Raw genomic sequence first — 25,909 nt, 5'->3', positions numbered from 1 at the left:
GCGCATTCACTTTTATCATATCCATTCATCAAAATATATCCCCTTCCCTGTAATTTCACCTATCAGCTTCATTTCAGCATTTGTTTTTTTTCGAAAGGTTTTATGTCTTGGATCGTGATTGAAATGATCTTCTCGGGCAACTCGTTGTAAGGGTGCAATTGGAAATGTTTGTACATAACGGCTAGTGAACTTCATATCTCGATTTTGATATTGCATTTCTTGATACGGTGTTAATGGTAATAAGTACCCCACTTTCTCACCCACTTTTTCGGAAATTATCTATCGCAGGTACTAGCAGCTCCACATTTTTACCTATATTATGCCTAATTTTAAATATCTATTACCTAATACTTCCACACTTGTTCCCTGAATTCCTCTTTAGGTTATCTTTGATATTTGATATGATTAGCCATGTGAATTAAAACCAAGGGGAACCATTATGCAAATAGCCATTGTAAACAATGAAAAAATCAATCTTGAAACCTATCCACGTGAACTTTTTCATCAACTTTATTTGGCAGGTAAAAAGGAAAGGTTAACTTGTTCAGTCTGTCAAAAATCAGTCCAGCTTTATATTGGGATGAAAAAGGCACCTTATTTTTTTCATAGCAGTCCACATATAGAAGCATGTGAAACAGAAGAAACAACCATAATTGAAAAGATCGAATTTACAGAGCAAAATGGGTTCCGCATTCCGAAAAGTAGGAATATATCGGAAGATCAAACTTCACGTACTACCTTCCGAAGAGCTAAGCTTTTACCTGTCAAAGTGACGTTTTGCAAAAATAAAGTTGATACATCCCATCAAACGGATCCTTACATTCAAAAGCTCCTTCAAGCTGGATTTCCTCTTGATTTCAATCAAACTCAAGCCGTTCTTGATTCAGATCGACCACTACTCATTTTATCTGGCGCTGGTAGTGGGAAGACAAGAGTATTAACAACGAAAACAGCTTATATGATCCGTGAAAAAAAGATCGACCCAAGTACGATGATGCTTGTGACATTTACCTCAAAAGCTGCTGGTGAAATGAAAATGCGCCTTAATCAGTATCCTGACATACAGGCGAATCAAATTAATCGTTTAGTTACTGGTACCTTTCATAGCATTTTTTATCGAATCTTAATGCATCACGAACCAGAAAAATGGAATTCAGCGAAAATATTAAACAAAGACTGGCAAAAAGAAAGAATCATTCGTGAAGCAGCAAAGGAACTAGATATAAACGAGAAGGAATTTGCCTTTGATCTTGCCCTACAACAAATTGGCTATTGGAAAAATTCTCTCATCCTACCATATAAGGTAAAATCTCAATCAAAATGGGAAGAACAAACAGCTTTTCTCTATAAAAAATATGAAGAATTTAAACAAAAAGAGGGGCAATTTGATTTTGATGACATGCTTGTTGGGTGCTATCAATTATTTATAGAAAATCGCCATCTTCTCGAAAAATATCAGCAGCGATTCCACTACTTCCTAATCGACGAGTTTCAAGATATTAATAAAGTACAATATGAGCTTATGAAACTATTGTCAGAGATTAATAAAAATGTCATTGCGGTTGGGGATGACGACCAATCAATCTATGCCTTTCGCGGCAGCGACCCTGAATATTTGCTCCAATTTGAACAGGATTTTCCCAATGCGAAGGTCATAAAACTTGAAGAAAATTATCGATCTTCACATGAGATTGTCACCGTCGCAAACGATGTAATTGCTCATAATAAGAAGAGGCGGTCAAAAGTGATGAGTGCACAATATTCAACTGAAAAACCTCCTGTTCTCTTCTATCCGTATGATGAGGAAGAGGAAGCAACCATGGTCGTAACAGAAATTCAGGAAAGAATTAGTAAAGGGGCAAAGCCTTCTGATTTTGCGATACTATTTCGAACAAATGCTAGCTCACGAGCAATATTTGAGCGTTTAGTCACTTCGAATCTACCGTTTCGAATCACTCAGGATGCCGAATCCTTCTATGATCGCTTTATTCCAAGGAGCGTAATTGCTTATTTGAAACTGAGTATAAATGAAGATGATTCAGAAGCATTAAACACCATTCTTCCGAGCTTATTTTTAAGACAAGGAGTGTTACGAGACATTAAAGCAGACAGTATTTTAAACGATTGTAGTATGTTAGAGTCTTTATCAGTTGTCAAAACAAGCTTTGCTTTTCAGGACAAAAAACTTAAAACTCTACCAAGTATTATTCGTTCTTTGAAGCATCTCTCCCCTGTCCATGCGATCGAGCGAATTGCAAAAGATATTGGATTTGAAGACTACCTAAAGAAGCGTGGCAGTGAAGGAAACAAAATTGAAAAAGGGTCAGATGATTTGAAAGACTTAAAGGTTGCTGCCAGATCCTTTATAAATATTCAGGAGTTTTTATTACACGCAGAGCATATCTCCGCTCAAAATAAAGAAATAAAAATAATCAGTAAAAACCTTGATCAAGCGATTACTTTAAGTACCATTCACCGTGCGAAAGGTCTTGAATACGAAAAGGTATTTGTACTTGGAGTCGTTGATGGTAGTATTCCACACGATTTTGCTTTAGAAGAATATCGTAATGGGAATGTAGGAGCACTTGAGGAAGAGAGAAGATTATTATATGTGGCGATAACGCGGGCGAAGCGGAATTTGTTTATGTCTATTTTGGAGAATAGGCGTGGGAGAAATGCAAATAGGTCACGATTTTTAAAGCATTTATTAGTAAAATCAAATATCCTGTAGTTGAAAATAGTTTACCCTTTTTGAGGAGCTAATAAAGCTCCTCTTTTTATCTCAAACTTCCATCAATCAGATCAAATCATTAATTTTTTCGCATATTCCCTTACAGGATTATTTATCTCTCTTTTTACTGGATGTATAAAATAAGTTTCTTCATTTGCCTCTATCATTGATTTTACTTCTTCTACTGTAAATGGAGTGTGAACTCTATTCCTAGCATCTACGTTTCTGGGGTAACGTTTTGCTTTTATATTGAGAGTAAAAGTTAAAGTAGCAAAGAGCATTTCTTCAAGTGCAAAAATTTCTTTTTCAGTTAGTTTCATAAATACTTTAATCAAATCAAGCTTATTATAATTTAAAATTTCGTTTACGTATTTCCTACTAAATACTTGCCCAACCGCAAAACTTGCATGAAAGGTTTCTCTTTTAAAAATTTGTTGCCAAAGTGGCCATACTTTTTTCATTGACAGACCCGGAACCCAGAAATCTTCTGGCTCCTGAAATCTAGTAGCCATATAATCATATTCCTGCATCTCTGTTAGAATAAAATCTTCAAATCCCTTTTTAATAAATAGTGCATCAGAATCAATGTTAACTAAATAATCATATGGATGTTGGATTTGTTCTAACCATTCCATCACATTTAAAAAGAACCAAGGAAAGTTCTGTCCCCACGTTAATGGAAATGAGGTCGGACACACAGGTACTCCAAGGTCCTTACATAGTTCAGGATCATTGCCGCTTTGAAATAAAACAACAGATGAGTTTGGGCAGAAATACTTGATGTTTTCCAACAATTCTATTATTAATTCTCTTTTTTCATGTACAGGTATTGCAATACAAATTCTTTTCATAGGATTTCCCCTTTCTACTACTTCAAGGTTTTTCATTCCCCTTTACTCCATTCTTGTATTTCGTTATACGTACCTAAATCCATATACGTGCCATCAGGAAAACAATATGCTTTTACTTTATTTCGTTCTATTAATGGTAGTAGAGCATCGGATAAAACGAGTTCCTTCTCGCTACTGTCTTCATCACTTTTATTTATTACAAATTGATGAAGTGCTTCCGTAAATTCAGGGCTCCATACCATTGCCCCCCACATCCATTTTAAGTTCGTAGATAACGGCTTATCCAAAATAGATATAACGTTTTCAGTGTCCTCTGAAAAATCAACCATACCAAACTTAGATGGATTCTTTGTTTGAAAACAGGCTAGAGTTACTTCAGATTTTTGGTCATTCTCGTGAGTGTTTAATAATAATTGAAGATAATTCGAAGGTTTTATAAATGTATCTGGCATAGCAAATACTACTGTTTTATTCTTTAATAAATTGTAAGCTTCATCTAGAGATTGTGGCAATGAGCGCGGTTCAGGATGGACACAATAATATATTGAAACACCGAATTTTTTTCCATTTCCTAAGAATTTAACAATATCCATTTTCTGAGGATTAATTGTAATCACAAAATGTTTTATTCCAGCACTTTTCATAGCATTAATTGTGTACAATATAATAGGGCTATAAGCTAATGTATGAACATTTGGGAATAATTCTTTTGAAAAAGGTAAAGAAAGTCTACTTCCTCTTCCAGCACATGGAATTAAACCAATTTTATCCAAATGTTATATCCTCCTTTTATGGCGAAAAATCGCATAAAATATTTTATTATATAAAGTATTTTAAAAACTCTTAATAAGTGATAGACCGTTTATTCATTTTCCTCGCAATTCTACAAAGTGGAAAGTCAACTTTTCAAACATACAATTAACACTTTTCAGAGTCACAAAAAATTTATATTAAGTACTTATTGAAAATAAAAGCTTGACCAAAGATATTTAATAAAAAATGCCTGCAACGATTACGACAATGCAGACATCTAAAGAATTAAAAATTTAAAAAGGGATATTAAATTTATCCATAAACCAATTATCATCATGTTTTCTCTTTTTCTCGTAAATGGCTCGTTTTTCAAGTATATCGCTTAGCAATACCTCCGCCATTAATTTTGTCTTATTGCTATGTTTAATTAAATTAGATAGTTTAATTACACGTTTAAAATCTAAATGTAACAAGGCCATCCTTAATAAATTGTAATTAATATGATCCCAATTCAATTCAAAAGGAGCTTGTGGCCGGAATATATGCAATATCGTTACATCGGGAACAATGTAGCATGAATAACCGAAAAGCCATAGTTTAAATGAAATTTCTTCGTCTTCATGTCCCCACACTCTAAATCCCCTTTCAAAGCCATCAACATCCCTAAATGCATCTCTAGATATCGCCATACATCCACCTGCTAATAAAGGAACAGGATAAAGATTCTTTTTTTTCACAGTATTCCACTTCGGTTCAAGGTCCTTGTTCCATGTATAACCGTATCCAATATTGGTAGGGTTAGCAGAATCTGCAATGCCTGGATTCGTAGCTGCAGCAGTACCTTTTTGAATGGGCTCAATTAACCTATCTATCCAGTAGTCTTCAAAAAAAAGATGGGCATCACAAAATATTAAAATATCTCCTTTTGCATATTCAGCTCCGGCATTTTTTGCATTCGAAAGTCCAAGTCCCTCTGTCCGGAACATTCTAATTTTTTCATTATTATTATTGTGCAGAAATGAACAACAGCCATCTTCAGAGGCATCATCTACAACCACTATTTCGAAATCATAGTCTGTTTTAATACTTAAAGCAGAATCAATTGTATTTTTAATATTTTCACCTTCATTTTTAACAGGTATCACTATAGAAACGAGTGACTTATTAACCAAATGTTTCACTCCTTTATTAATTTTCACAATTAAATAACTTTGAATCTTACAATGCTTCTTTATAAAAGATTAAAGTAGGATAAATGGAAGTTTAAATACAAAATAAGCTTTGTAATATAACTTATTAAGAATAAATGATAAAAGTGCAGAGAAAATTCTCTGCACTCAACCCATTATTAATCTAGTAAAATTATTCTAATCACATGGTGAAACAACAATTGTACCAGCTGGGAAAGTTACAGTAGCAGTAAAATCTGGTCGTGGAGCTGGAAGGTCAGCTAGAACAGTAAGTGTTTGAGTGGTTTCATTAAACGTAGCAGTAAATGGTACTTCACCGATAAATGGCACGTTTGGATTAGGTGGTTGTTGAATAACAGCAAAAGCTAAACCACTAAGAGTTAAAATAGTGTTGTCATCATTACAATCAATAACAAAAGTTTCTGGAAGACCTACTACAGATGCTATTCTTGAAGCACCGATATCATTAAATACAAAACTAAATAGATTACCTTCTTCATTACAATTATCGCAGATGTTAGCATTTGTTACTGATTGTGTCGCAGGTGAGCTTGTTTCTACTCTTACATCAACTAAAGGATCAATACGACAAGCACCAGTACAAATATCCGTTGGAGCAGATGTTGTTGTTACAGGTGCTCCTGTTGTTGTCACTGGTGCACCTGTTGTTGTTACTGGTGCTCCCGTTGTTGTTACTGGTGGAGCTGTTGTTGTTACTTGATTAAGAAATTCTAATACATTTTCAAATTTAAATTGAAGCAACATTTCCTTTTTAATAATTGTTTTCAATACTTTCTCAACACTGCTATTAGCTTCCAGTAGCTCTTCAAAACTAGTTGCCACAATATCCTCGTTTACTTGATTTTCATCGCTATCAACAAGTGTACCTAAAACTGCTTGAATCGTTTCAGCTTCAGCATTAATCAAATGTGCAAGTCCTAGCTCTTCAAATGCAATAGATGCAAGCAATAAAAATGCTATTTGATCTGGATTTAAATCAAGACTTTCAATATCTTCAGGTAATAATGGAAAAGTCATTATACTTTTCATCTCCTTAAAATTTTTTTAATACATCAACACTTTATTCCTATCTACCTTCTTGGTCTGGACGATTTGTTTATTTTGCAAAAAAAAAATTTAATATAATCCAGAAGGCAAACTTCTCTCTTCCTCCTTTCTATCCGTATATTATTCATTGTTTTTTATACTGTCTGGACATGTATAACAGAACAAAAACACAATTTAAACTTCCTAAAATAATATATAAATATGAGTATTAATTCCCATAAAAATTGATAACCTGTCCTGCTGTACCTTCAAGCAAAATTATTCATGTGCAAAATTATCAATTTTTCTGAAATATAAATCTACCGGCACAAAGAAAACAAGCCATCATATGATATCAATGAAATATTGAATATAGAGTATGTGTTTTCTCTGTTTTTTCCTAGATAAAAAAGATTGTATAAATTAAATTATGAGAGGTGTTATATGAAAAGGGCATTAGTAGTTTATCTTGAGGATAAACCTAATCTAATGATGCAGTTCGGTTGGCTATATACATCATTAAAATATATTCAATCAACAGATACAGATATTGTTGTATTCGGAACTAGCAAAGCATTAAAAAAAGTTCCTAAAGATTGTATAAAGATTAAATACAAACCGATAAGTTATAGAAAGCAATGGCAAAAGTATCATTATATTAATTCAATCAGTTGTTTAGCAGATGATCGTTCTGCTTTTCTTGATGAATACGATTTTCTGCTTCGAACAGATGTAGATACCTTTTTAACCCCTGCATGGAACGATTACTATCCAGATTTTTATACTGTTGGTGGAGGAGGGTATGTTCACAATCAAGATGTAAAGAGAAGACTTAAAAGGATTTCACATAGCCTTGGATATAAGCATCGAGGAATCCATAATGTTGGATCAACACATTACGGTTACGCACCATTGGTAAGGAAAGTTTGCAATCTTGCAGTGTCTACAGCTAAATATATTATTAATAATGAGTTTAGTAATGGACACGGGATTTGGCCGGGGTGGTTTTGGGGAGTAACATCTATGTATAGTAGTGAAATAGCTGTGAATCATTTGGTGAATAAAGTCATTATTGATGGGGAAAAACTGGATTATTTCTCCACTTCTTCAGACTTAGTCATGAAACACCCTCATATTCATTGTTGGCATACTTTTGATAAATTTTCTAAGTTTGATTTTGAAGCTGGAAAATATGATCATATTTCAATGGAAGAACTTGATACAACGAAAGTGAATGATTACTGTCTCTTTATAGCCTTAAAAGCAAAAAAAGAATTGCCATGGCTTCAGCCTAGTAACAATTGATGTAATTTTCAATCCCGATTATTTATGTAGTGGTATTTTGCTAGGTTTATATTATTGCAAATAAGTTACATTTGTAAAAAAAGAGGTGTGAAAATGAGTGAAAAAAAACCACGAATTTTAATGACAATTGATGCCTTTCATGTAGGTGGGACGGAAACCCACCTTTTGTCGATTACTAAGGAATTATTACGTCAAGGTATTTTTGTTGCTATATTGGCTACGAAGAGAGGTTCAATGTTAAATGAGTTTTTAACCCTTGGATGTCCAGTTTATATAGGCTTTAATGATTCATTATTTTCAAAAAGCAAGATAAAGCAAATCATTCTTGAAAATAATATTAATATTGTTCACTCCCATGATTTGACTGCATGTTTAATGTATGAAACTTGTAAAGAGATGGGTATTCCCCAAATCTACAGTATGCATGCAATATATATGAATCCCCATGATCATTTTGATCTTAATTTCATTAATATTATTAGTGTAAGTCCACCTATTTTTGATTGGTTAAAAGGAATAGGCATTCCTTCTACTCTAATTCCAAATGGAATAGATATAAAAGAATATAATTTTATTCCGAATTCAGAATTGAGAAATAAATTAGATATTCCGGAAGAAGCACCAGTAATATTATATGCTTCAAGATTAGGGGATGCTAGAAAATCGGAAATTTGTAAATTGTTTCTAGAAGCAAGTATTCAAATTCGTAACGAAAAGTTTCCATCATTACACGTTGTTGTAGTAGGAGAAAGTTTAGATAGAAATTATTTAGTCCCCTTATTATCATTAGTAGAATCTGCACATTCAACTACAGATAAAAAATTTATTCATATGTTAGGGAAAAGAAGAGATCTACCTGAACTATATTCTCTTGCAAATTGTGTTGTTGGAACTGGGAGGGTTGCATTAGAAGCAATGGCATGCGAGAGGGTTGTTATTGCTGTTGGAAATAACGGATATTTTGGTATAGTTAAACCTAAAAATATTAATACTGCATGGAGATATTATTTTGGTGATCATAAATCCATTAAGTCAGAAACAATAGATTTAATCGCAAGAGACTTAAAAAAAGTGTTGTTATCTCCTATTAAACAATCAAATTTCGGAAAAAAAGGAAGAGAATATATATCACAAAACTTTGAAATTGAATCAGTAGTAAATCAATTAATATTAAAATATTTATCTCTTGTTGCAAAATAAAAACCTCTTCATCAATATTATGCCTTTTACCATTATTAAAAATGAGTTGCTAGATTGGTTTCCAATCTAGCAATACTTGTTTTTCCATTCAATTAAACACACCTGAATATATAAAGCAGATGTTGATTCAATTAATTAAATATCTCTTGACTGTCTGTATTCAAAAGTTTCGATAAGACCATGTTTTAATTCTGATTCAAACTTCACTCCTAATATTTCTTTAGTTCTTTCATTACATAACCAGCTATGCTTGATCTCTCCATCTCTTTCATTCATAAAAATAGGAAATATAGAAAATTGAAATGTTTCATCCATAACAGCGATTAAATCCTTAATGCTAATATTATTGTTTGATGACACATTCAATGTCTCACCATTCCCATATTTCAAAGCGCTTACATTAGCTTTTGCTACATCCTTAACAAATACAAAATCTCTTGTTTGCTCCCCGTCTCCAAAAATAACAGGTTTTTCACCTTTTACTAGCTTTTCAATAAATATTGATATTACCCCTCCTTCACCTTTTGTGTCTTGTCTTGGACCATAAACATTACTGTATCTCAAGATTGTATAATCTATTCCATATAACTGTTTTGCTAGTTGTAAATATTTTTCTACAGTTAGTTTTGATACGCCATAAGGAGAAAGAGGATGTGTATCATGGTTAGTGTCAATGGGTAAATATCGTGGTTCCCCATATACAGCAGCACTTGAAGCAAATACAATTTTACTAACTTTGTTTCGTATTGCTGCTTGCATCACATTTAATGAACCTTTAATATTTATTTCCATATCCTTCATCATATTTTTTACAGATTCAGCTACACTCACTTGTGCAGCATGATGAATAATAAAATCCGGTTTACTTTTATCAATAAGATTATGGAATTCTAAACTATTAATATCACATTCATGATAATCAACCATTTCTAAATTTATATTTTTTTTATTTCCTGAGGATAAATTATCAACTATTACTACCTCATAATTATTTAATAATAATTCATCTACAATATGAGACCCAATGAAACCACAACCGCCAGTAACTAAAACTTTGCTCAACTTTTAGCCTCCAATAAATAACTCGCTAGTTTTCTATTTTTGGTTATAATGCCACATCTTGATTTCTACTGATATTCTGTAATAAATTGTAACTTTATATTATGCGTCATTACATGAATCAACATTTGGATTAGTCGGGAATTTATCAAGAAATTCTAGTACATTATCAAATTTAAATTGGAGTAGCATTTCTTTTTTTATAATGGTTTGCAGCATTCTTTCCACACTTCGATCAATCTCTACTAGTTCTTCAAAAGTTTTTGCCCCAATGTCATGCCTTATAGTAGTTTCAGAAGGAGTCATTAATGTTCCTACGACTGCTTGTAGCTTTTCTGCCTCCGCATTCATCAAATGTGCAAGAGCAAGTTCCTCATGAGCTATTGACGAAAGTAGTATTAAGGCTACTTCCTCTGCATTTAAATTGAAATCCGGAACAAAATTAGCAGGCAATTTAGGATTAGTCATTTTAGTTATCTCTCCTTTCACTACTTTTTAATGACATTTTATTCTGAATTATTTATTTTGTTTGGGCATTCCATTTATTTAGCCTTTTGCCTTACTGAAAAAACATATATTATCTTTGTTTATTTATTGTTAATAACACATTTTACAAATGCACTGATTAACAGGCTTGTACAATTGGAACAAAGTAATAAACATGCCATAGATTAAATGTATAAGCTGTTACGAATGAAGGAGGAGTCTGTTTTATGAGTATGCCGACTATCCCGGCAGAGCCACATCGTCCGAATCGAAATGAAGTAATCATAGATTTATTGGAATCCATTGCTTTAGAAGAAATTGCATTGTCACATATCATGAACGCAGAAGCTGAAAAAATCCAAGCGTTCGTCGGAAAATGTCATGACTTCCCAACCAATCCGACTAGTTGTGAAATCATCAAATTCAATAAGGGGGTTACTCAACTTTTAGAAACTATTGTAATGAAGGAATGGTTGTTGTTAAGGAAGTTAGAAAATGTTCTGGAATTTCATGATAAAGATTCATGTTCCCATCATGATCATTGTAAGGAACACCATCATGAGCACCATAAATGTTGCAAAGTGGACTGTTGTTGTCCGAACTGTAAAAAATCTTCACATGACTGCTGTTAAAGGATGATCCAACATGAATCAAAATAGAACAAAATGTGAAGTTATTCAGATATTAATGTCAGTCTTTTATTATGAACTATCATTGTTCAAATATTTAAATGCTGTCCTTACATTGTTAGAAGTCCAGAAAGAGAAAGGCAATGACCTAATTGTTGGTGATACTGCTTATACTGTAATTAAACATACAAATGAATTGCAAAAACAAATAAACCAGAAAATTGAAATCCTTTATGATGAATTTGATTTGACAGAGTTATTTTTTGATTACAGAATTCTAAAAGATTTTGAATATCTAAAAAAAGACCAGTTTATTGAAAGAATTAACTTCATCTATCAATTAACAAATAAGTGTCATCTAAGCGACTGGAAAAGAAAACAATTAGTAGAAGAAATAAACCAATCTTCTTTTCTTTTACGAAAACGGAAGAACTTAATATTCAATTTTTGTACAGCCCATGAAGAAAATGAGATTGAATAAACGTTTTTTAGAAAGAGTTTCAAAAAAACCAGTCGAAATTGACTGGTTTTTTTCAATATTCGGTGTCTTAAAGTTTATTATTTTACAATTTCTAACCTTTTCTTCTATGTTAAAAGTTTTATACTCCACTAAATTTGAACATAAATGTACATCTATCTCATCACTATAGCCTTTCCAAAATAAACCAATCTAAAATATACTATTATATCAAAAATAAAGGAGGATTTATCCATGTGTGTTAAAAATAATTGTACTCATCATAATAAGAAATGCCATTGCTGTCATTGTCGTTGCCATTGTTGTCATCTTCGTTGTCATTGTTGTTGCTGCAGTCATAGATGCCGCTGTTCTCATTGCTGTAAATAGACTCATCAATGTTTATACAATTACGAGGAGCTAATAATGCTCCTCGCTTTTTAATATTATAAGCTAGCTGCAGGTAAACATTGAATGGCACAAAAACAAGAAAGATCAACTTTTAGACAAACTCCCGTTGCAACTAAATCATCTATATCTTCACAATTTAATTGGCAACATAAAGAACAAGGTTGGTTATTACTATATGGACTACAATGATCATGATTCTTTATTTTAAGTAACTCTATTACAGCACATTCCCCTTTTAAATCTTTTATTCGAAAAATAAAGGTTGTAAAACAAATAAATTTTTCTCTGTGCGAACATTCGTCAAAACAAGTCGTAACACCTTCAACCTTAAAAGGTTCACAATTACAATAAAGAATAAAAGGAATAGTGTTTTTAGAATGATTGCATTCTTGATGTAACAACTTATCTATTGAATTTTCGCATGATGTTTTGCAAGCTTCACATTCCTTTTTTTTAGACATTTTTTGTGCTTCTAGTATTTTTTCTAATGTATTTTTTACACAACTTGAACTTTCTTGACACTCTTCCATAGATTTTTCACTTCCTTTAAGGCAGATTTCATCCTTAATTATCATATGGAAATATCTCCTATTTTGAGAAGGATACTAGCCTATAGCTTGCCAAAGAAAAATGGCTAATTGAAGTTCCACTTCAATTAGCCGATGTTTTCATTTTTTATTCATCATTTTCGAAATCGCATTAAAATCTAATTGCTTTCCGTCACTAACAATAGATTTGACGATTTTTTCTTCCATTTCCTTTGACACAGGTTTGTTTGCGATTTGAGAAACTCGTCGAATCACACTTCTTACTGTTTTTTCATCTTTAAAATTTGCATGTTGTAAGGAATTGGCTAGTTCTAATATATCCTTCATATTAACGCCGGTTTTCTTTTCAACGTTTTTAAAAAATCCATTATCCATTATTTAGGACCACGCTCCTTCATCAAACTACTTTATTGTATGAAGAAGGCGGAAATGGGTGTATGAAAATTGAATATTACCCTTTAGGTTTAAAGATAAGTGCTCCGATAAATCCAAAAATGATCGCTGCTGATATTCCCGAACTGGTTACTTCAAACATCCCCGTTAACACTCCTACAAGACCATGTTTATCCGCTTCTTGCATCGCACCATGGACAAGGGAATTACCGAAACTTGTAATCGGAATGGTTGCACCTGCTCCGGCAAAATCAATCAAAGGCTCATATAATCCAAATCCATCTAAGATAGCCCCGATAACAACCAAAGTACTTAAAGTGTGTGCCGGTGTCAGTTTTAAAACATCAAACATTAATTGACCAATGACACAAATAGCCCCGCCAACGACAAATGCCCAAAAAAACATCGCAAGCATTTTAATCCCTCCTAACTAGGCATTTCGATTGAAACAGCATGTGCGATACAAGGTATACTTTCATTTTGCTGAAAACTTAATGGAGATAAAAGTGCACCTGTTGCAACAACGAGTATTCTTTTATATTTACCTTTTTTCATTTCATTGATTAAATGTCCATACAAGACCGTTGCCGAACATCCTGCTCCACTTCCTCCTGATTGAACAGGTTGATCGTCACGATATATAAGTAAGCCACAATCCACATACTTACTTCTTTCAATATTGACACCGTTTTTATGCAACAATTCAATAGAAGTATTATGGCCAATTCTTCCTAAATCCCCCGTCACGATTAGATCATAGTAAGTTGGAGAAAGATCTAAATCCTTAAAATGTGCAGTGATCGTATCGACGGCTGCTGGTGCCATTGCTCCACCCATATTAAAAGGATCTGTTAACCCCATATCCATAACCTTACCAATCGTTGCTGAAGTTATAACAGGCTTTGAGTTATCTCCATTATTCGCTTTTACTAATGCAGCTCCTGCACCAGTTACAGTCCATTGGGCTGTAGGTGGCTTTTGTCCCCCGTATTCAGTCGGATATCGAAACTGCTTCTCAACTGCCGCATTATGACTCGATGCAGCTGTTAAAATAGACTCAGCCCCTTGATAATTAATGATAAAGGAGGCTAATGCTAAACCCTCCATAGAGGTTGAGCACGCTCCAAAAATTCCAAAATAGGGTATTTCCATTGTTCTTGCTGCAAAGCTTGATGGGGTTATTTGATTTATCAAGTCTCCCGCAATCATAAAATGGACCTTATCTTTAGTCATATTTTCTTTTTGCAACGCGGTTTGTAATGCTTCTTCTAGCAATAACCGATGAGCTTTTTCATAAGAATCCTTCGTCATCCATAAATCATCGTGTAATATATCAAAATCATCTGCTAGCTTTCCATTTGCTTCAAATGGACCACCAGATACTCCAGTCGCCGCAATCATCGGACGATTAGGAAAAATCCAACTCTGTTTTCCTTGGAGCAATCAAAGCACCCCCCATATTTTTAATGTCGTTTTAATCAGAGCTACGATAAACGCTGAGAAAACCCCAAAAACGATAACAGAACCAGCAAGTTTGAAAATATTCCCTCCAACACCTAATACAAACCCTTCTGTTCGATGTTCAATCGCTGCGGAAATAACGGCATTTCCGAATCCTGTAACAGGTACTGCACTTCCCGCACCTGCGAATTGGCCAATTCGATCATAAACCCCAAATCCAGTTAGCAGCATTGACAAGAATACCATTGTTGCAACAGTAGGATTTCCAGCTGTTTGCTCGGTAAAATTGAAAAAAGCAATATAAAAATATGTAATGGCTTGACCAATTAAACAAATGATGCCTCCCACTAAAAAAGCTTTAAGACAATTTTTTAATACTGGTCGCTTCAATTCGTGTTTTTGCTGTAGGTTTTGATATTGCTGTTGCTGTGGTGTTAATTTTTGTTTTTGCTTCTTATTGCCCATCCTCTCACCTCCTAAGTACGTTCCTCTTTTAAATCAATTATTTTTTTCAATTTTTTTTCAGCCTTTTCTTTAGAGTAATTTGGATCCTCCGTCTTTTCTTTCAGTTCAAGTGCTTCCATAAAAATTTTATAATCACTAGATACCGTGAATTTTTCATTCGGATAACTATTTTCTAGCTTTTTATTAATTCTCTTCTCGATTGCTTTCATTCGAAATCGGTACATATGTTTAACCTTATATACAACGATTGTATTTTTATCTACCTTTATAATAGCTACATCGTATATTTCATTAAATTTCATTACATCTTTCTTTATGTCGTCCACTATATTCTCTTCTCTTATCCCATTAGTAAGTTGGACAGGACTTGGGTTCGTTGCCTTAATTAAGGAAATCCTACTTTCTTCCTCCGCCTCACTTTGATTACAGCCAGATAGTGCAATCGAGAATAATAAAAAGGTCAAGATTCTTAACTTGAATTTTTTCATGCTTCTTCCACCTTAACATGCATTTTTTTCTATTTTCTGCTTGTTATCTATTTTTATTCAGAACGGTTCATATGGAAAAGATAAAAAAAAAGACGCCTATCACTAATGATAGACGTTGCATTCTATTTAACTTTTTTTCTTACCGCAACCACAGCCCCTTTTTTTGCGTTTTCTACGCTGTATGGATTCTGTCTCTACTTCTTTATTATTTCCTTTATCTTTTTCAGGTTGTCTCTGCATATCCTACAGTCCTTTCAAATGAAAGTCTATAGTATAGTTTATGGAACTTTAACAGATTCGTTCGTAGGCTAATTTATTAAGTTTTATTCTCTTTCCAAAAGTGTTTGAACAATAGACGCACAACCTGCCATCGCTAATATAGAAATAAATGGTTGAGATATGGATGGCCAAAAAAAATAGCATAAGTAAATGATGATCGCACTCCAAATACCTGTACACCAATGGCAATTTAATAATTCTCCAATCCAATGCCTTAGTCCAGTTCCTTTTATAATAATATACTCCTCTATTGTTCCATCAGGTAAAGTCTCCTCTTGAGTTTGATGAAATGGGCGACGTAGAAATTCTGTAATTTTATCATAAACGATTAACCTAGTAAGGCGAAAGGTCGCAAAGATCAAAATGACAAAATCAAACCAATTTGACAATTTCTATTTTCATCCCTTCATTTTTCTTATTCTTATTTGTCATTTATTTTATGCGTAATATTTCGTCCTGTATGGGCAAAATTCTTTAATTTTTCCATTGCTCAATTTTAGTTGCTTTCACCTATTTTTCTCCTCTTGCCCACACCAAATAAAGCGCCATTCATATTCTATTAAAGACAATGAGTCAAAATATTAATTTTAGGGAGATGAAATATATGTCTTGTAGAGGACATGGACCTCATGAAGATGAAAATTGCGTATGTGGTGTGTTAAGAGCTATCGTTGATGCGCAAGATCAAGTAAGTCCGGTAGAAGAGGACAATTGTGATGTAAGCTGTCAAAGATCTATTAATGTATTATTAGGGGATGTAGTAACTCCAACTACTGGACCTAATACCATTCCTGTCATTCTATATTGCGATTGCGACCCATTCCTAGGAGTAGGCGTTCGAAATGATCCGCAACACGCTGGTAGACTTGAATGTGTACAATCTTTCTTATTTAGAGTAAACTCTGTAGACGAAAACTGTTGTGCTAGTTTAGAGTTATTGTCTACAGGTCATGGAAATAATGCTAATGATCCTTGTGACCAATTCCCAGGAAACTCTGTCAGACTATCTGATATTGAAGGAACTGGAATTTGTATTACAGTTGACTTAAATTGCTTCTGCGCAGTAACATGCTTAGATCCAATTAGACTATAGTCTAGTAATAAAAATGGGCTTACCGTATTGGTAGGCCCATTACTATTAGAAACCTGTAATTCTTACATCAATTATTTGTTGTTCAGGAATTTTAACTGTTTTATCACTATTTTTAGGTTGAATAATCACCCCGTCGTTTTTGAAAGAAATAAAATACCCACTATAGTTTTTATCCTTCGTTACGATTTCATATAAAACTTTAACCCTAATCCTTGGCATTTTTCGTAATTCGTTTAACTTTTCGGTTAAACTAAGATTGTTGAATGGGGTCCGTTTTCTACTTTTCTTTTTTTCATTCTTCTCTTTTGAATTTGATTGTTTATGGGAACCTTCTGATTCTTCTTCTTCTTCCGTTTCATCCTCTACTGATCTTCCTTTTCTTTTTTTCTTAAGTTCAATTGTGGTGTCAATAATATTATCAAAAGTTGGAAGATAATCCATATTTTCATTACTATCTTTTGTTTCTTCTTTCGATGAAAGAATGCCTTCCAACATAAATTCCATTACATTTGGATCTGTTAATTCATCTTTAGGTTCTTCAACCATCATGTTATTAAGTTCAGATTGCTCTTGCTCTTCAATTTTTTTCGTAAAGGGTTTTCTAGAAATGAAATATTGTTGCATTGGAACAACTAATTTATCAAAATTTGGTTGTTCAATATAAAGAAGGGGTCGCTGATTTTTCTCGATTGCCATGCCTTAACCTCCATATCATTATTTACCATTTATATCATATGCAGAGGTGAAGCAATCGTTATTGATTTATATTTCGTTTTATCTAATCGAAAAAACAAAAAATTTACAATTCATTAACGTTTTATTCATATTTTCTTGGTATTGTCGAAATATGGAATACATTCGAGAGGATTTAGAATATGATCGCACTCATGCAGGAACAATTGACTAAAACGGAATACCAAATGAAATACCAGGAATTTTTGAATATATTAAGATCAAAAAAACTTAAAACAATTTATCAACAGATTATGGATATTAAATCTGGTGAAGTTTTTGGATATGAGGGATTGACTCGGGGACCAGTTGGAAGTCCTTTTTATTCTCCTATTTCTTTATTCCCTTTCGCTGAACAAACTGGTCATCTTTATTCACTTGAAAAAACTTGTCGGGAACTTGCGTTTGAGAGTAGTAAAGAAATACTTAATGGTAATCATAAACTTTTTATCAATATTAGTGCTCATGTGATCTATGATCCATTTTTCACTCCTGGTCATACGATGTCTTTATTAAAGCAATATCATTTGTCGCCGCAAGATATTGTCTTTGAAATTACAGAAAGAAGTGCGATTGAAGATTATGATGCTTTTCGAAATGTTCTTAATCATTATCGAAATCAAGGCTTTCAAATTGCAATTGATGATGCTGGCGCTGGCTATTCATCCCTTCAAGCCATTACGGAACTAGCCCCAGAATTTATTAAAGTAGATAAATCATTAATCCAGGATATTGCTAATAATGATGTTAAAGTGGATATTTTAAAGGCATTTACCTCCATTGCTCAAAAAATCGGAAGTAAGATTATTGCCGAAGGAATTGAAACAGAAGAAGAGCTTAAAAAGGTGATCGAATTGGGGATTGATCTAGGGCAAGGGTACTATTTCTCCAAGCCAGCCAATCCTGTTGAAAAAATAGACAATGAAATTATCCACTCAATCAAAAACTGGTATAACTATTATTCAACTACTCGACTAAAACAATCTATTATCGTTCAAGTTAATGATGAAATCGTTGTAATGGACAAGGGGCAGATATTGAAGAAATTCTCTGTAAATTCACTTGTTTAAGAAAAAGGCTGAATCCTTTCCTATTAAGGATTCAGCCTTCCTGTTCTATCCTAAAATATGATAACCAGAATCCACATGAATATTTTCTCCAGTTATTCCTCGAGACAATTCACTGAATAAGAAGACAGCTGTATCTCCCACTTCTTCCGGTGTTGTTGTTCTACGTAATGGTGCTTTTTCTTCAATTTCTTTCAAAATGGAATTAAAATCACTTACTCCTTTGGCTGATAATGTACGAATTGGGCCAGCAGAAATGGAATTTACTCGAATTCCATGCTTACCAAGATCAGATGCTAAATATTTCACGCTTGCATCAAGGGATGCTTTCGCCACACCCATTACATTATAGTTTGAAATGGCACGCTCTCCACCAAGATAAGTTAAAGTTACAATGCTTCCACCTTCGGTCATTAACTCCTTTGCTTCCTTGGCAACTGCAGTCAAGCTATATGAACTAATATTATGGGCTAATAAGAACCCATCTCGAGTCGTATTCATGTAATCACCTTGTAGCTCTTCTTTGTTAGCAAATGCAATACAATGAGCTAATCCATGAATGACACCAAATTTATCTTTAATTGTGGCAAAACATTTAGCAATATCAGCGTCATTCGTTACATCACAAGGTAGTACAGTTACTTCTTCTTGTTCAAGAGATTCTGCAAGTTCACGTACACTACTTTCTAATCTCTCACCAGCATAAGTAAAAATTAATTTCGCTCCGGCAGCATGAAGAGAACGAGCAATCCCCCATGCAATACTTCTTTTATTCGCAACACCCATGACAACATATGTTTTATTAGTTAAAGATAAGTTCATTTCAATGATCCTCCTAGCTTTTATTATAACAAGTTATTAGTACCTAGTACTAATATACACGAATAACCCAAAAATGAAAAGTCTCAACTATCCTTAACCATATTAACGCACCGGGGGTCAGTCCCCCATCGCTTTAAAGCGATGGGGGACTGACCCCCGCTCCTTTAGAGTGCTAAAGCAAATGTTTTTAGCACCATTCACAAAATTCTAGCTCTCGTTTCAGTTCATCTACGTATTCTTTTGTTCCTGTTACTATTAAGCGGTCATTCATTTGTAGTTCGGTATCTCCATGGGGAACAATGGAATCTTTGCCTCGAATGATTCGAACAAAAATGACATCACCCGTAAAGGGAAACCTTCTTAAACTTAGCCCTTCATATTCTTCATTCATCATTCGAATTTCATATAATGAAGTCTCGCGGTTCGTTAGTAGATTTATTAAGCTTGGCGACTCAATTAAAGCGCGCATTAAGGTTTTTGTCGATAGGAAAACAGAAAACACTTCAATGTTATGTTCTCGAAGTCCTTCGTCTAAATCCGGTGCCTCAATTCGCACAATCACTCGTGTTACTCCTGTTTCTTTAATAGCTATCGCTAATGTAGCATTTAATTCCTCATCTCCCGTGGATACAACGACTATATCTGCCTCCAATAAGGGAGTGCCCTTCAGCATATCAAAGGAATAATCCTCTATTTCAATCACGTCAAAGACAGAATCAGCGATTAGAAATTCTGCCTTTTCTTGTTTAACATGATATAATGTCGGTTCATATAAAGATGACTTTAATTCAAGTGAAACAGGCAGTGTAAATTGATTGGCTCCAACGAATGCTACTTTTAGTTTTCTTATTCGATTGTTATCTTTTGGGAATAATCTTTTAAATACAATCGGTGTGATAATGCTGGTTATGACTGCTACTAATATTAACGTTCCGCTCATTTCAGGGGTGATAATATTTATTCGCTCCCCAATAGTGGCTGCCGCAATCACAAGTGATAAAGTTGACGTTAATAGAAATCCGGATGCTAAAACTGTTTTTCGATCATACCATAAACCTAGAAAAAAGCTTGGAATAAGTTTCGACAATAATAAAGCAATGAATAAGAGTGGGATTAACAAAAGCAATTTAGGATCACTTAGTAATGACCAAACATCTAATTTAACCCCAACCATAACAAAGAAAATCGGAATTAAGAATCCATAGCCAAAAGAGTCCAATTTATGAACTAATTCTTGATTTGGCGATAGTAAAGAAACTAACACCCCTGCCAGAAAAGCTCCTAAAATATTTTCTGCCCCAACTGTCTCTGACACAGCCACTAAAACAATGATTAGAGCAAAAACGGCACGAGTTCCAATCTGAATGGTACCTTTTGACAGCGTTTCTAATAATTTACGATTTCTAAATCGCTTTCCAATGAAATACAAGACTATTCCTGCCGCAAATAGAATAAGCAATAGCCAAGTATTTCCGCCACCTTCACTATTTAAGGAAACAAAGATTGCTAATAAAATCATTGTAACTAAATCAGCAATGACAGCTACTAATAAGATAATTTGACCTATTGCCGTTTTCGTTAAGTGCGCTTCTTTCAAAGTCGGAAGAACCACACCTAACGAAATCGTCGATATGATCAAAGTCATAAGTAAGGCATTTTCAATAAATCCTAAGAAAACGAATAAAAATGAAAGCCCTAATGATAATGCAAAAATCCCTAAAAAAATAATCGAAGCCACAAAAAACGTATTAGGTTCTACCTTTCCATTCGAAAGCTTTTCGCGTTTTTTCTTCCCTGTAAAAGCAGAAAAGTCAATTTCTACTCCACTTAAAAACATAAGAAAGATAAACCCCAAAGTCGATAATGTTCCAAGCCACATATCATCATGAACAATATCCATCCCACTTTTTCCAATCAGTAACCCCATGATGATTTCTGCTACTACGACTGGAATAAAATTCATTTTAAAACGATGCATAAGGATTGGTGTAATAAATGCAACGATCATCACAATAAGAAGCGAAATAACCGAAGCGTGATTATCCATATACTCCCCCCTATTATGGCGCTAAATAATTCATAAAAATTGTCGCCATTCCAAAATAAATGAGAATACTTATAATGTCATTGATTGTTGTAATAAATGGACCTGATGCAACTGCTGGATCTATCTTACATTTATGCATAATAAGCGGAATAAAAGAACCGGCTAAAGTCGCTACTATCAAAGTTGAAAAAATGGAAACACCGACCAATAATCCTAGGTAAACATCCCCATGCCAGAAATAGACAACCATTGAAACTAATACACCGCAAATGGTCCCTGTAATTAATCCAGTGCCTGCTTCCCGAATAAGCAGCTTCAACTTATTTTCTTCCTCAATTTCTCCTGTGGCAATCCCTCTTACTGCAACAGCAAGTGCCTGTGTTCCCGTATTACCAGCCATACCAGCAATCAGTGGAATAAAAGTTGCTAAAATTGCTACTCTATTTAATGTTTCTTCAAACTTTCCAATTAAGCTCGCTGTCATCATTCCTAAAAATAATAAAATAATTAGCCATGGCAATCTTTTTCTAGCCGCCGATATAGGGTTACGATCAAGAGTATCCATATCAGAGACCCCTGCAAGCTTTGAATAGTCATCAGATGCTTCTTCTTCCATTACATCCATAATATCATCAACCGTAATAATTCCTAATAAGTGGTTTTGGAAATCAACAACAGGTACAGCCAAGAAGTTATAATCCTTTATTTTCTTAGCGACTTCTTCCTGGTCTTCCCCTACAGAAACGGAAACCACCCGATCATACATCACATCAGAAATCATCACATCATCATCACTGACAATTAAGTCTCTTAATGAAATAACCCCAGCGAGTCGTTTTTCTTCATCAACGACATATACATAGTAAATCGTTTCAGCCCTTGGCGCTTCATTTTTTAAAATTACCATCGCAGACCGAACAGTTTGATTTTTGGATATCGCAATATATTCGGTCGTCATAATACTACCGGCTGTATATTCTTCATAATGAAGAAGCTCTTTAATTTCCTGTGCCGCTTCATCATCCATAATCGTTAAATAGCTAGCCACCTGCTCTTTATCAAGCTCGTTTAAGACGTCAACCGCATCATCTGCATACATATTTGAAAGCATGTCTGCCGCATAATTGGGATTCATTCCTGCTAATACGTCTTGATATTCATCTTCTTCAATTTCTAAATTTTCAAAAAGAGATGCCATTTCTTCTGGAGAAAGGTAATGATAGACCTTTGTACGAATTTCTTCGTCTAATTCTGAAAAGAAAGTAGCCTGATCATATGGATGTAGTTGAAGAAATTCTTCACGAAATAAATCCATTTCATCCTTCATCAAAGCTTCACTTATCATTTCAAAATTCATTTGTAGAGTTCGTTCGTCTTGTTTTTCAAATTGGTCTTTCATCTTCTTTACCCCCTTTCACCTATCTTGTTAACTTACCTACATAATACTAACAAAACTTTTTTTTGTTGTCTCAAAATTTTTAAATCCATCTTAATGTTCCCATATTATTTAGATCGAATCGACAATTTCATAAAAAATACTATGTTGGAAAGAATAAATTGAAGATTATACATAGGTTTTTTCAAAGGAGTTTTTAACATGAGTATTGACATAATAGGTGATATCCATGGCTGTTTCCAAGAATTTGAAGCGCTAACTCAAAAGCTTGGTTATCATTGGAAGGAAAATATTCCTGTGCATCCAGAAAATCGAAAACTCGCATTTGTTGGTGATTTAACCGACCGAGGACCGATGTCATTAAAAGTAATCGAAGTTGTTTGGGATTTAGTTATGACAGGTCATGCCCATTATAGTCCTGGAAATCATTGCAATAAATTATATCGATATTTTCAAGGAAACAAGGTTCAAATATCCCACGGCCTTGAAACGACTGTGGCCGAATTTGAAGTCTTAAATAGTGGAGATCAGAAAGTAATTCGCAATAAATTTGTAGAACTTTATGAAAAGGCACCACTTTATCAAGTATTAGATGAAGGGAAATTAGTCATTGCCCACGCGGGAATACGTGAGGATTATATTGGAAAAAGCCACTCTGGGGTAAAAACGTTTGTGTTATATGGGGATATTACTGGAGAAAAAAATCCAGATGGTTCGCCAATCCGCAGAGATTGGGCAAAACATTATAAAGGAAAGTCCTTGATTGTGTATGGGCATACCCCTGTCGAAGAAGTTCGATGGATTGGAAACACCGCAAACATTGATACTGGTGCTGTATTTGGTGGAAAATTAACAGCATTACGATACCCTGAGAAAGAAGTCGTTTCAGTTCCCTCCTCCATGCCTTATGTTGCAGAGAAATTTCGTGAGATTAAATAAGATACTAAGAAAAGCGCGAGGCGCTTCGATCAGCTCCAACAAAGTAGACTGGTCGATTGGCGAGAGTAGCGAAGCTAGAGACCTAGTCGCACTTATGCGAACAGTTCTTTGATTAGCCAAGCAAATGCTTCGCCAGCCGGAAAGTCGTTCTTTGACTTTTTGGCTGTAGGACATTTGACCTCGAGGTCGACAAGGGCTCAGGCGTCCTGTCGCATTGTCGACACAAGTACATCCCGTACGTCGGGGCTAGGACGCTTGCGCTGGACAATTTTCGAGGTCCAAAAATGTTATACTTTCTTATTTTTTAAACAAGGCTACCCCAAAAAATGGGCAGCCTTTTACTTCATAATGTTTTCCATATCACTTGCAACTGGCACTTCAAAAGAAAGAATTTTTTTATTGAAAGGATGAAAAAAAGATAATTTCCTACAATGCAAAGCTTGACGGTTTATTAATTCAATTTCCCCCCCATAAAGATCATCCCCAACAATGGGATGACCGAGATAAGACATATGAACTCTGATTTGATGTGTTCTCCCCGTTTCTAGCTTAAGCTGTATGTAACAAATTTCATTGTAACGCTGTAGTATTTGATAATGAGTACAAGCATATTGACCGTTTACTGTTACCTCTCTCTCAATAATACTATCAAGCTTTCTGCCAATCGGTTCCTTAACAGTGCCAGAGTCTTCACCCAATTGTCCATGTACAAGTGCTACATACATTCGATCGACCAACCCATTTTTTTGCTGCTTACTTAACAAGTGATGAACATGACGATGTTTGGCAATCAAAACAAGTCCAGATGTATTTCGATCTAGTCGGGTTACGATATGAGGTGCTGCTATCAATCCTATCCGTTCATAATAGCCTAGTATCGCATTAGCTAAACTTCCAGTTGGATGCTCTCTTGATGGAATAGTATTCATGAATGGAGGCTTGTTTACGACTAATAAATATTCATCTTCAAAAACAATATTCAATGGAATGTTCTCTTTCCGCATACCTTCACTTGGTATTTCTAACGGAAAAACCACCTTTAATGTATCATCCTCACCCAACACATACCGAACATTGACTTCTTTCCCATTTACAAATATCCCGCCACCACCAAACTTAATATCTGTCAATGCGGCCTTTGAAATCTCTCTTTCCTTCAAAAACTCCTTTATTGTCAGTCCAATATCCTTTGCACTAATCGTCCATAAAAGGAAAAATTGTTTATCCATTTAATTAGAGTCCGAAATAAACGAGTCATGTACTCGTTTCCAAAATGGGAATGGGCGAAAACGGGCAAAGCGGATTTTTTCATCAGCAACACGAAATTGAATCGATTTTACGTCTTTATGTAAAATCGTTAAATGATCAATCGTTACTTGAAAATCTGGCCGGTTGACAGGTTTCAACATGCATGTATGATGGTCCGGAAGAATGAGTGGTGACCCTACTGTCCGAAATACACGATTATTAATCGATGCCATTTCCGCAAGCTGAATCGAAGCTAGTGAAGGATGGATGATTGCTCCTCCTAGCGCTTTATTATAAGCTGTACTTCCTGAGGGAGTAGAAACACACAGTCCATCACCACGGAAGCGTTCAAAATGCTCACCACGAATTTCAACATCCATCACCAAAGTTCCTTCAACGCTCTTAACCGTTGATTCGTTCAATGCCAAATAACGAGTTTCCCTACCTCCATTTTGATAACGAATAATAGCCTCCATTAGCGGATATTCAATGACTTGGTATGGAGTTTTAGCAATCGCTATGACAAGCTTTTCAATTTCTTCTGGAACCCAGTCCGCATAGAAACCTAAGTGACCTGTATGAACTCCAACAAATGCTGTTTTGTCTAATCGACTACTATAGCGATGAAAAGCATAAAGCAATGTACCATCGCCGCCAATGGATATTACTATGTCAGGTTGATCTTCATCGTAAATTAAATCAAAATCCTGTAAATAGGTTCTCATTTTATGCATAAGAGTATTCGATTTTGAATCACCTTTGGTCGTTATGGCAAATCGCATCTTATTTTGCTCCTCTTATCAAATTCTACT

At 34.4% G+C, this 25,909-nt stretch carries 29 protein-coding genes; 9 read left to right on the top strand and 20 right to left on the bottom strand.

Annotation, left to right across the window (positions count from 1 at the left end):
* Positions 1 to 15: 15 nt before the first annotated feature.
* On the bottom strand, positions 16 to 252 hold the full coding sequence (locus tag ACFSO7_RS04480; RefSeq protein WP_377875680.1) for a hypothetical protein: 237 nt from the start codon (positions 250 to 252) through the stop codon (positions 16 to 18).
* Positions 253 to 439: 187 nt separating this feature from the next.
* On the opposite strand from ACFSO7_RS04480, the gene ACFSO7_RS04475 reads away from it, so the two are divergent.
* Positions 440 to 2,731, top strand: a complete 2,292-nt coding sequence (locus ACFSO7_RS04475; protein ID WP_377875679.1) for an ATP-dependent helicase — start codon at positions 440 to 442, stop codon at positions 2,729 to 2,731.
* Between the two features lie 71 nt (positions 2,732 to 2,802).
* Here ACFSO7_RS04475 and ACFSO7_RS04470 read toward each other — a convergent pair whose 3' ends face one another.
* The 4 genes from ACFSO7_RS04470 to ACFSO7_RS04455 all read right to left on the bottom strand — a co-directional run bounded on the left by ACFSO7_RS04470 (position 2,803) and on the right by ACFSO7_RS04455 (position 6,563).
* The gene (locus ACFSO7_RS04470; RefSeq protein WP_377875677.1) at positions 2,803 to 3,618 is read right to left on the bottom strand and encodes a hypothetical protein; all 816 of its coding nucleotides are present in this window, start codon (positions 3,616 to 3,618) and stop codon (positions 2,803 to 2,805) included.
* Complete coding sequence (locus tag ACFSO7_RS04465; protein WP_377875675.1) at positions 3,615 to 4,355, bottom strand: sugar phosphate nucleotidyltransferase; 741 nt, start codon at positions 4,353 to 4,355, stop codon at positions 3,615 to 3,617. The genes ACFSO7_RS04470 and ACFSO7_RS04465 overlap by 4 nt, the downstream gene beginning before the upstream one ends.
* Positions 4,356 to 4,628: 273 nt before the next feature.
* The gene (locus ACFSO7_RS04460; protein ID WP_377875673.1) at positions 4,629 to 5,507 is read right to left on the bottom strand and encodes a glycosyltransferase; all 879 of its coding nucleotides are present in this window, start codon (positions 5,505 to 5,507) and stop codon (positions 4,629 to 4,631) included.
* Positions 5,508 to 5,702: 195 nt separating this feature from the next.
* Entirely contained in the window at positions 5,703 to 6,563 is an 861-nt protein-coding gene (locus ACFSO7_RS04455) for an alpha-helical endospore appendage domain-containing protein (protein WP_377875671.1), read from the bottom strand.
* 453 nt (positions 6,564 to 7,016) lie between these two features.
* Here ACFSO7_RS04455 and ACFSO7_RS04450 point away from each other — a divergent pair, with 453 nt between their 5' ends.
* Both ACFSO7_RS04450 and ACFSO7_RS04445 read left to right on the top strand, forming a co-directional pair.
* The gene (locus ACFSO7_RS04450; RefSeq protein WP_377875669.1) at positions 7,017 to 7,877 is read left to right on the top strand and encodes a DUF7164 domain-containing protein; all 861 of its coding nucleotides are present in this window, start codon (positions 7,017 to 7,019) and stop codon (positions 7,875 to 7,877) included.
* A gap of 93 nt (positions 7,878 to 7,970) precedes the next feature.
* Entirely contained in the window at positions 7,971 to 9,077 is a 1,107-nt protein-coding gene (locus tag ACFSO7_RS04445) for a glycosyltransferase (RefSeq protein WP_377875667.1), read from the top strand.
* Between the two features lie 135 nt (positions 9,078 to 9,212).
* Here the strand turns inward: ACFSO7_RS04445 and ACFSO7_RS04440 are convergent, their stop codons facing one another.
* Complete coding sequence (locus ACFSO7_RS04440; protein ID WP_377875664.1) at positions 9,213 to 10,139, bottom strand: NAD-dependent epimerase/dehydratase family protein; 927 nt, start codon at positions 10,137 to 10,139, stop codon at positions 9,213 to 9,215.
* Between the two features lie 99 nt (positions 10,140 to 10,238).
* Positions 10,239 to 10,604 (bottom strand): alpha-helical endospore appendage domain-containing protein, encoded by a 366-nt coding sequence (locus ACFSO7_RS04435; protein ID WP_377875663.1) that lies wholly within the window; start codon positions 10,602 to 10,604, stop codon positions 10,239 to 10,241.
* A 245-nt stretch (positions 10,605 to 10,849) separates the two neighbouring features.
* On the opposite strand from ACFSO7_RS04435, the gene ACFSO7_RS04430 reads away from it, so the two are divergent.
* The 3 genes from ACFSO7_RS04430 (at position 10,850) to ACFSO7_RS04420 (ending at position 12,132) form a co-directional block, all read left to right on the top strand.
* Positions 10,850 to 11,254 (top strand): alpha-helical endospore appendage domain-containing protein, encoded by a 405-nt coding sequence (locus tag ACFSO7_RS04430; RefSeq protein WP_377875662.1) that lies wholly within the window; start codon positions 10,850 to 10,852, stop codon positions 11,252 to 11,254.
* Positions 11,255 to 11,267: 13 nt separating this feature from the next.
* A complete protein-coding gene (locus tag ACFSO7_RS04425; RefSeq protein WP_377875660.1) occupies positions 11,268 to 11,732 on the top strand; it encodes a hypothetical protein in 465 nt (154 codons plus the stop codon).
* 235 nt (positions 11,733 to 11,967) lie between these two features.
* On the top strand, positions 11,968 to 12,132 hold the full coding sequence (locus tag ACFSO7_RS04420) for a hypothetical protein (protein WP_377875658.1): 165 nt from the start codon (positions 11,968 to 11,970) through the stop codon (positions 12,130 to 12,132).
* A 22-nt stretch (positions 12,133 to 12,154) separates the two neighbouring features.
* On the opposite strand, the gene ACFSO7_RS04415 is transcribed toward ACFSO7_RS04420, so the two are convergent.
* From ACFSO7_RS04415 to ACFSO7_RS04385, 7 genes are all read right to left on the bottom strand, one after another.
* Positions 12,155 to 12,694, bottom strand: coding sequence for a CotY/CotZ family spore coat protein (locus ACFSO7_RS04415; RefSeq protein WP_377875656.1), 540 nt, complete (start codon positions 12,692 to 12,694; stop codon positions 12,155 to 12,157).
* 93 nt (positions 12,695 to 12,787) lie between these two features.
* A complete protein-coding gene (gene spoVIF / locus ACFSO7_RS04410; RefSeq protein ID WP_377875654.1) occupies positions 12,788 to 13,042 on the bottom strand; it encodes a sporulation-specific transcription regulator SpoVIF in 255 nt (84 codons plus the stop codon).
* A 76-nt stretch (positions 13,043 to 13,118) separates the two neighbouring features.
* On the bottom strand, positions 13,119 to 13,475 hold the full coding sequence (gene spoVAE / locus ACFSO7_RS04405) for a stage V sporulation protein AE (protein WP_377875652.1): 357 nt from the start codon (positions 13,473 to 13,475) through the stop codon (positions 13,119 to 13,121).
* Between the two features lie 11 nt (positions 13,476 to 13,486).
* Positions 13,487 to 14,503, bottom strand: a complete 1,017-nt coding sequence (gene spoVAD, locus ACFSO7_RS04400; protein ID WP_377875650.1) for a stage V sporulation protein AD — start codon at positions 14,501 to 14,503, stop codon at positions 13,487 to 13,489.
* Positions 14,504 to 14,986: a stage V sporulation protein AC gene (gene spoVAC, locus ACFSO7_RS04395; protein WP_377875648.1), complete on the bottom strand. Its 483-nt coding sequence runs from the start codon at positions 14,984 to 14,986 to the stop codon at positions 14,504 to 14,506.
* Between the two features lie 11 nt (positions 14,987 to 14,997).
* Positions 14,998 to 15,474 carry a sporulation protein gene (locus tag ACFSO7_RS04390; RefSeq protein WP_377875646.1) on the bottom strand — a complete coding sequence of 159 codons (477 nt, stop codon included), beginning with the start codon at positions 15,472 to 15,474 and terminating at the stop codon, positions 14,998 to 15,000.
* Positions 15,475 to 15,797: 323 nt separating this feature from the next.
* Positions 15,798 to 16,142, bottom strand: a complete 345-nt coding sequence (locus ACFSO7_RS04385) for a DUF1360 domain-containing protein (protein WP_377875644.1) — start codon at positions 16,140 to 16,142, stop codon at positions 15,798 to 15,800.
* Positions 16,143 to 16,357: 215 nt separating this feature from the next.
* On the opposite strand from ACFSO7_RS04385, the gene ACFSO7_RS04380 reads away from it, so the two are divergent.
* Positions 16,358 to 16,846, top strand: coding sequence for a CotY/CotZ family spore coat protein (locus ACFSO7_RS04380; RefSeq protein WP_377875643.1), 489 nt, complete (start codon positions 16,358 to 16,360; stop codon positions 16,844 to 16,846).
* Between the two features lie 45 nt (positions 16,847 to 16,891).
* On the opposite strand, the gene ACFSO7_RS04375 is transcribed toward ACFSO7_RS04380, so the two are convergent.
* The gene (locus ACFSO7_RS04375; RefSeq protein WP_377875641.1) at positions 16,892 to 17,542 is read right to left on the bottom strand and encodes a CotO family spore coat protein; all 651 of its coding nucleotides are present in this window, start codon (positions 17,540 to 17,542) and stop codon (positions 16,892 to 16,894) included.
* A 179-nt stretch (positions 17,543 to 17,721) separates the two neighbouring features.
* On the opposite strand from ACFSO7_RS04375, the gene ACFSO7_RS04370 reads away from it, so the two are divergent.
* Positions 17,722 to 18,648 carry an EAL domain-containing protein gene (locus ACFSO7_RS04370; protein WP_377875639.1) on the top strand — a complete coding sequence of 309 codons (927 nt, stop codon included), beginning with the start codon at positions 17,722 to 17,724 and terminating at the stop codon, positions 18,646 to 18,648.
* Positions 18,649 to 18,693: 45 nt separating this feature from the next.
* On the opposite strand, the gene fabI is transcribed toward ACFSO7_RS04370, so the two are convergent.
* From fabI to mgtE, 3 genes are all read right to left on the bottom strand, one after another.
* The gene (fabI, locus tag ACFSO7_RS04365) at positions 18,694 to 19,467 is read right to left on the bottom strand and encodes an enoyl-ACP reductase FabI (RefSeq protein ID WP_377875637.1); all 774 of its coding nucleotides are present in this window, start codon (positions 19,465 to 19,467) and stop codon (positions 18,694 to 18,696) included.
* A gap of 187 nt (positions 19,468 to 19,654) precedes the next feature.
* Positions 19,655 to 21,514: a monovalent cation:proton antiporter family protein gene (locus ACFSO7_RS04360; RefSeq protein ID WP_377875635.1), complete on the bottom strand. Its 1,860-nt coding sequence runs from the start codon at positions 21,512 to 21,514 to the stop codon at positions 19,655 to 19,657.
* 13 nt (positions 21,515 to 21,527) lie between these two features.
* On the bottom strand, positions 21,528 to 22,913 hold the full coding sequence (mgtE, locus tag ACFSO7_RS04355; protein ID WP_377875633.1) for a magnesium transporter: 1,386 nt from the start codon (positions 22,911 to 22,913) through the stop codon (positions 21,528 to 21,530).
* 198 nt (positions 22,914 to 23,111) lie between these two features.
* On the opposite strand from mgtE, the gene prpE reads away from it, so the two are divergent.
* Entirely contained in the window at positions 23,112 to 23,849 is a 738-nt protein-coding gene (gene prpE, locus ACFSO7_RS04350; protein WP_377875631.1) for a bis(5'-nucleosyl)-tetraphosphatase PrpE, read from the top strand.
* Positions 23,850 to 24,187: 338 nt separating this feature from the next.
* Here the strand turns inward: prpE and ACFSO7_RS04345 are convergent, their stop codons facing one another.
* Together ACFSO7_RS04345 and ACFSO7_RS04340 are read right to left on the bottom strand one after the other, a co-directional pair.
* Positions 24,188 to 25,078: an RluA family pseudouridine synthase gene (locus tag ACFSO7_RS04345; protein WP_377875630.1), complete on the bottom strand. Its 891-nt coding sequence runs from the start codon at positions 25,076 to 25,078 to the stop codon at positions 24,188 to 24,190.
* On the bottom strand, positions 25,079 to 25,879 hold the full coding sequence (locus ACFSO7_RS04340) for an NAD kinase (RefSeq protein WP_377875628.1): 801 nt from the start codon (positions 25,877 to 25,879) through the stop codon (positions 25,079 to 25,081).
* Positions 25,880 to 25,909 lie beyond the last annotated feature (30 nt).

Origin of the sequence: Bacillus sp. CGMCC 1.16607 (genome assembly GCF_042683745.1) — a bacterium.
Classification (GTDB): Bacteria; Bacillota; Bacilli; order Bacillales; family Cytobacillaceae; genus Pseudoneobacillus.
This window is presented reverse-complemented; position numbering and strand designations above follow the sequence as displayed.

Excerpts from the sequence above, each read along its gene's own strand:
- ACFSO7_RS04455 (WP_377875671.1), bottom strand. The coding sequence starts at position 6,563 with ATGACTTTTCCATTATTACCTGAAGATATTGAAAGTCTTGATTTAAAT.
- spoVAE (WP_377875652.1), bottom strand. The coding sequence starts at position 13,475 with ATGCTTGCGATGTTTTTTTGGGCATTTGTCGTTGGCGGGGCTATTTGT.
- ACFSO7_RS04370 (WP_377875639.1), top strand. The coding sequence starts at position 17,722 with ATGATCGCACTCATGCAGGAACAATTGACTAAAACGGAATACCAAATG.
- ACFSO7_RS04450 (WP_377875669.1), top strand. The coding sequence starts at position 7,017 with ATGAAAAGGGCATTAGTAGTTTATCTTGAGGATAAACCTAATCTAATG.
- spoVIF (WP_377875654.1), bottom strand. The coding sequence starts at position 13,042 with ATGGATAATGGATTTTTTAAAAACGTTGAAAAGAAAACCGGCGTTAAT.
- ACFSO7_RS04470 (WP_377875677.1), bottom strand. The coding sequence starts at position 3,618 with ATGAAAAACCTTGAAGTAGTAGAAAGGGGAAATCCTATGAAAAGAATT.
- prpE (WP_377875631.1), top strand. The coding sequence starts at position 23,112 with ATGAGTATTGACATAATAGGTGATATCCATGGCTGTTTCCAAGAATTT.
- ACFSO7_RS04475 (WP_377875679.1), top strand. The coding sequence starts at position 440 with ATGCAAATAGCCATTGTAAACAATGAAAAAATCAATCTTGAAACCTAT.
- ACFSO7_RS04445 (WP_377875667.1), top strand. The coding sequence starts at position 7,971 with ATGAGTGAAAAAAAACCACGAATTTTAATGACAATTGATGCCTTTCAT.
- ACFSO7_RS04390 (WP_377875646.1), bottom strand. The coding sequence starts at position 15,474 with ATGAAAAAATTCAAGTTAAGAATCTTGACCTTTTTATTATTCTCGATT.
- ACFSO7_RS04360 (WP_377875635.1), bottom strand. The coding sequence starts at position 21,514 with ATGGATAATCACGCTTCGGTTATTTCGCTTCTTATTGTGATGATCGTT.
- ACFSO7_RS04435 (WP_377875663.1), bottom strand. The coding sequence starts at position 10,604 with ATGACTAATCCTAAATTGCCTGCTAATTTTGTTCCGGATTTCAATTTA.
- ACFSO7_RS04340 (WP_377875628.1), bottom strand. The coding sequence starts at position 25,879 with ATGCGATTTGCCATAACGACCAAAGGTGATTCAAAATCGAATACTCTT.
- ACFSO7_RS04375 (WP_377875641.1), bottom strand. The coding sequence starts at position 17,542 with ATGGCAATCGAGAAAAATCAGCGACCCCTTCTTTATATTGAACAACCA.
- ACFSO7_RS04430 (WP_377875662.1), top strand. The coding sequence starts at position 10,850 with ATGAGTATGCCGACTATCCCGGCAGAGCCACATCGTCCGAATCGAAAT.
- ACFSO7_RS04345 (WP_377875630.1), bottom strand. The coding sequence starts at position 25,078 with ATGGATAAACAATTTTTCCTTTTATGGACGATTAGTGCAAAGGATATT.
- ACFSO7_RS04380 (WP_377875643.1), top strand. The coding sequence starts at position 16,358 with ATGTCTTGTAGAGGACATGGACCTCATGAAGATGAAAATTGCGTATGT.
- fabI (WP_377875637.1), bottom strand. The coding sequence starts at position 19,467 with ATGAACTTATCTTTAACTAATAAAACATATGTTGTCATGGGTGTTGCG.
- mgtE (WP_377875633.1), bottom strand. The coding sequence starts at position 22,913 with ATGAAAGACCAATTTGAAAAACAAGACGAACGAACTCTACAAATGAAT.
- spoVAC (WP_377875648.1), bottom strand. The coding sequence starts at position 14,986 with ATGGGCAATAAGAAGCAAAAACAAAAATTAACACCACAGCAACAGCAA.
- ACFSO7_RS04425 (WP_377875660.1), top strand. The coding sequence starts at position 11,268 with ATGAATCAAAATAGAACAAAATGTGAAGTTATTCAGATATTAATGTCA.
- ACFSO7_RS04415 (WP_377875656.1), bottom strand. The coding sequence starts at position 12,694 with ATGATAATTAAGGATGAAATCTGCCTTAAAGGAAGTGAAAAATCTATG.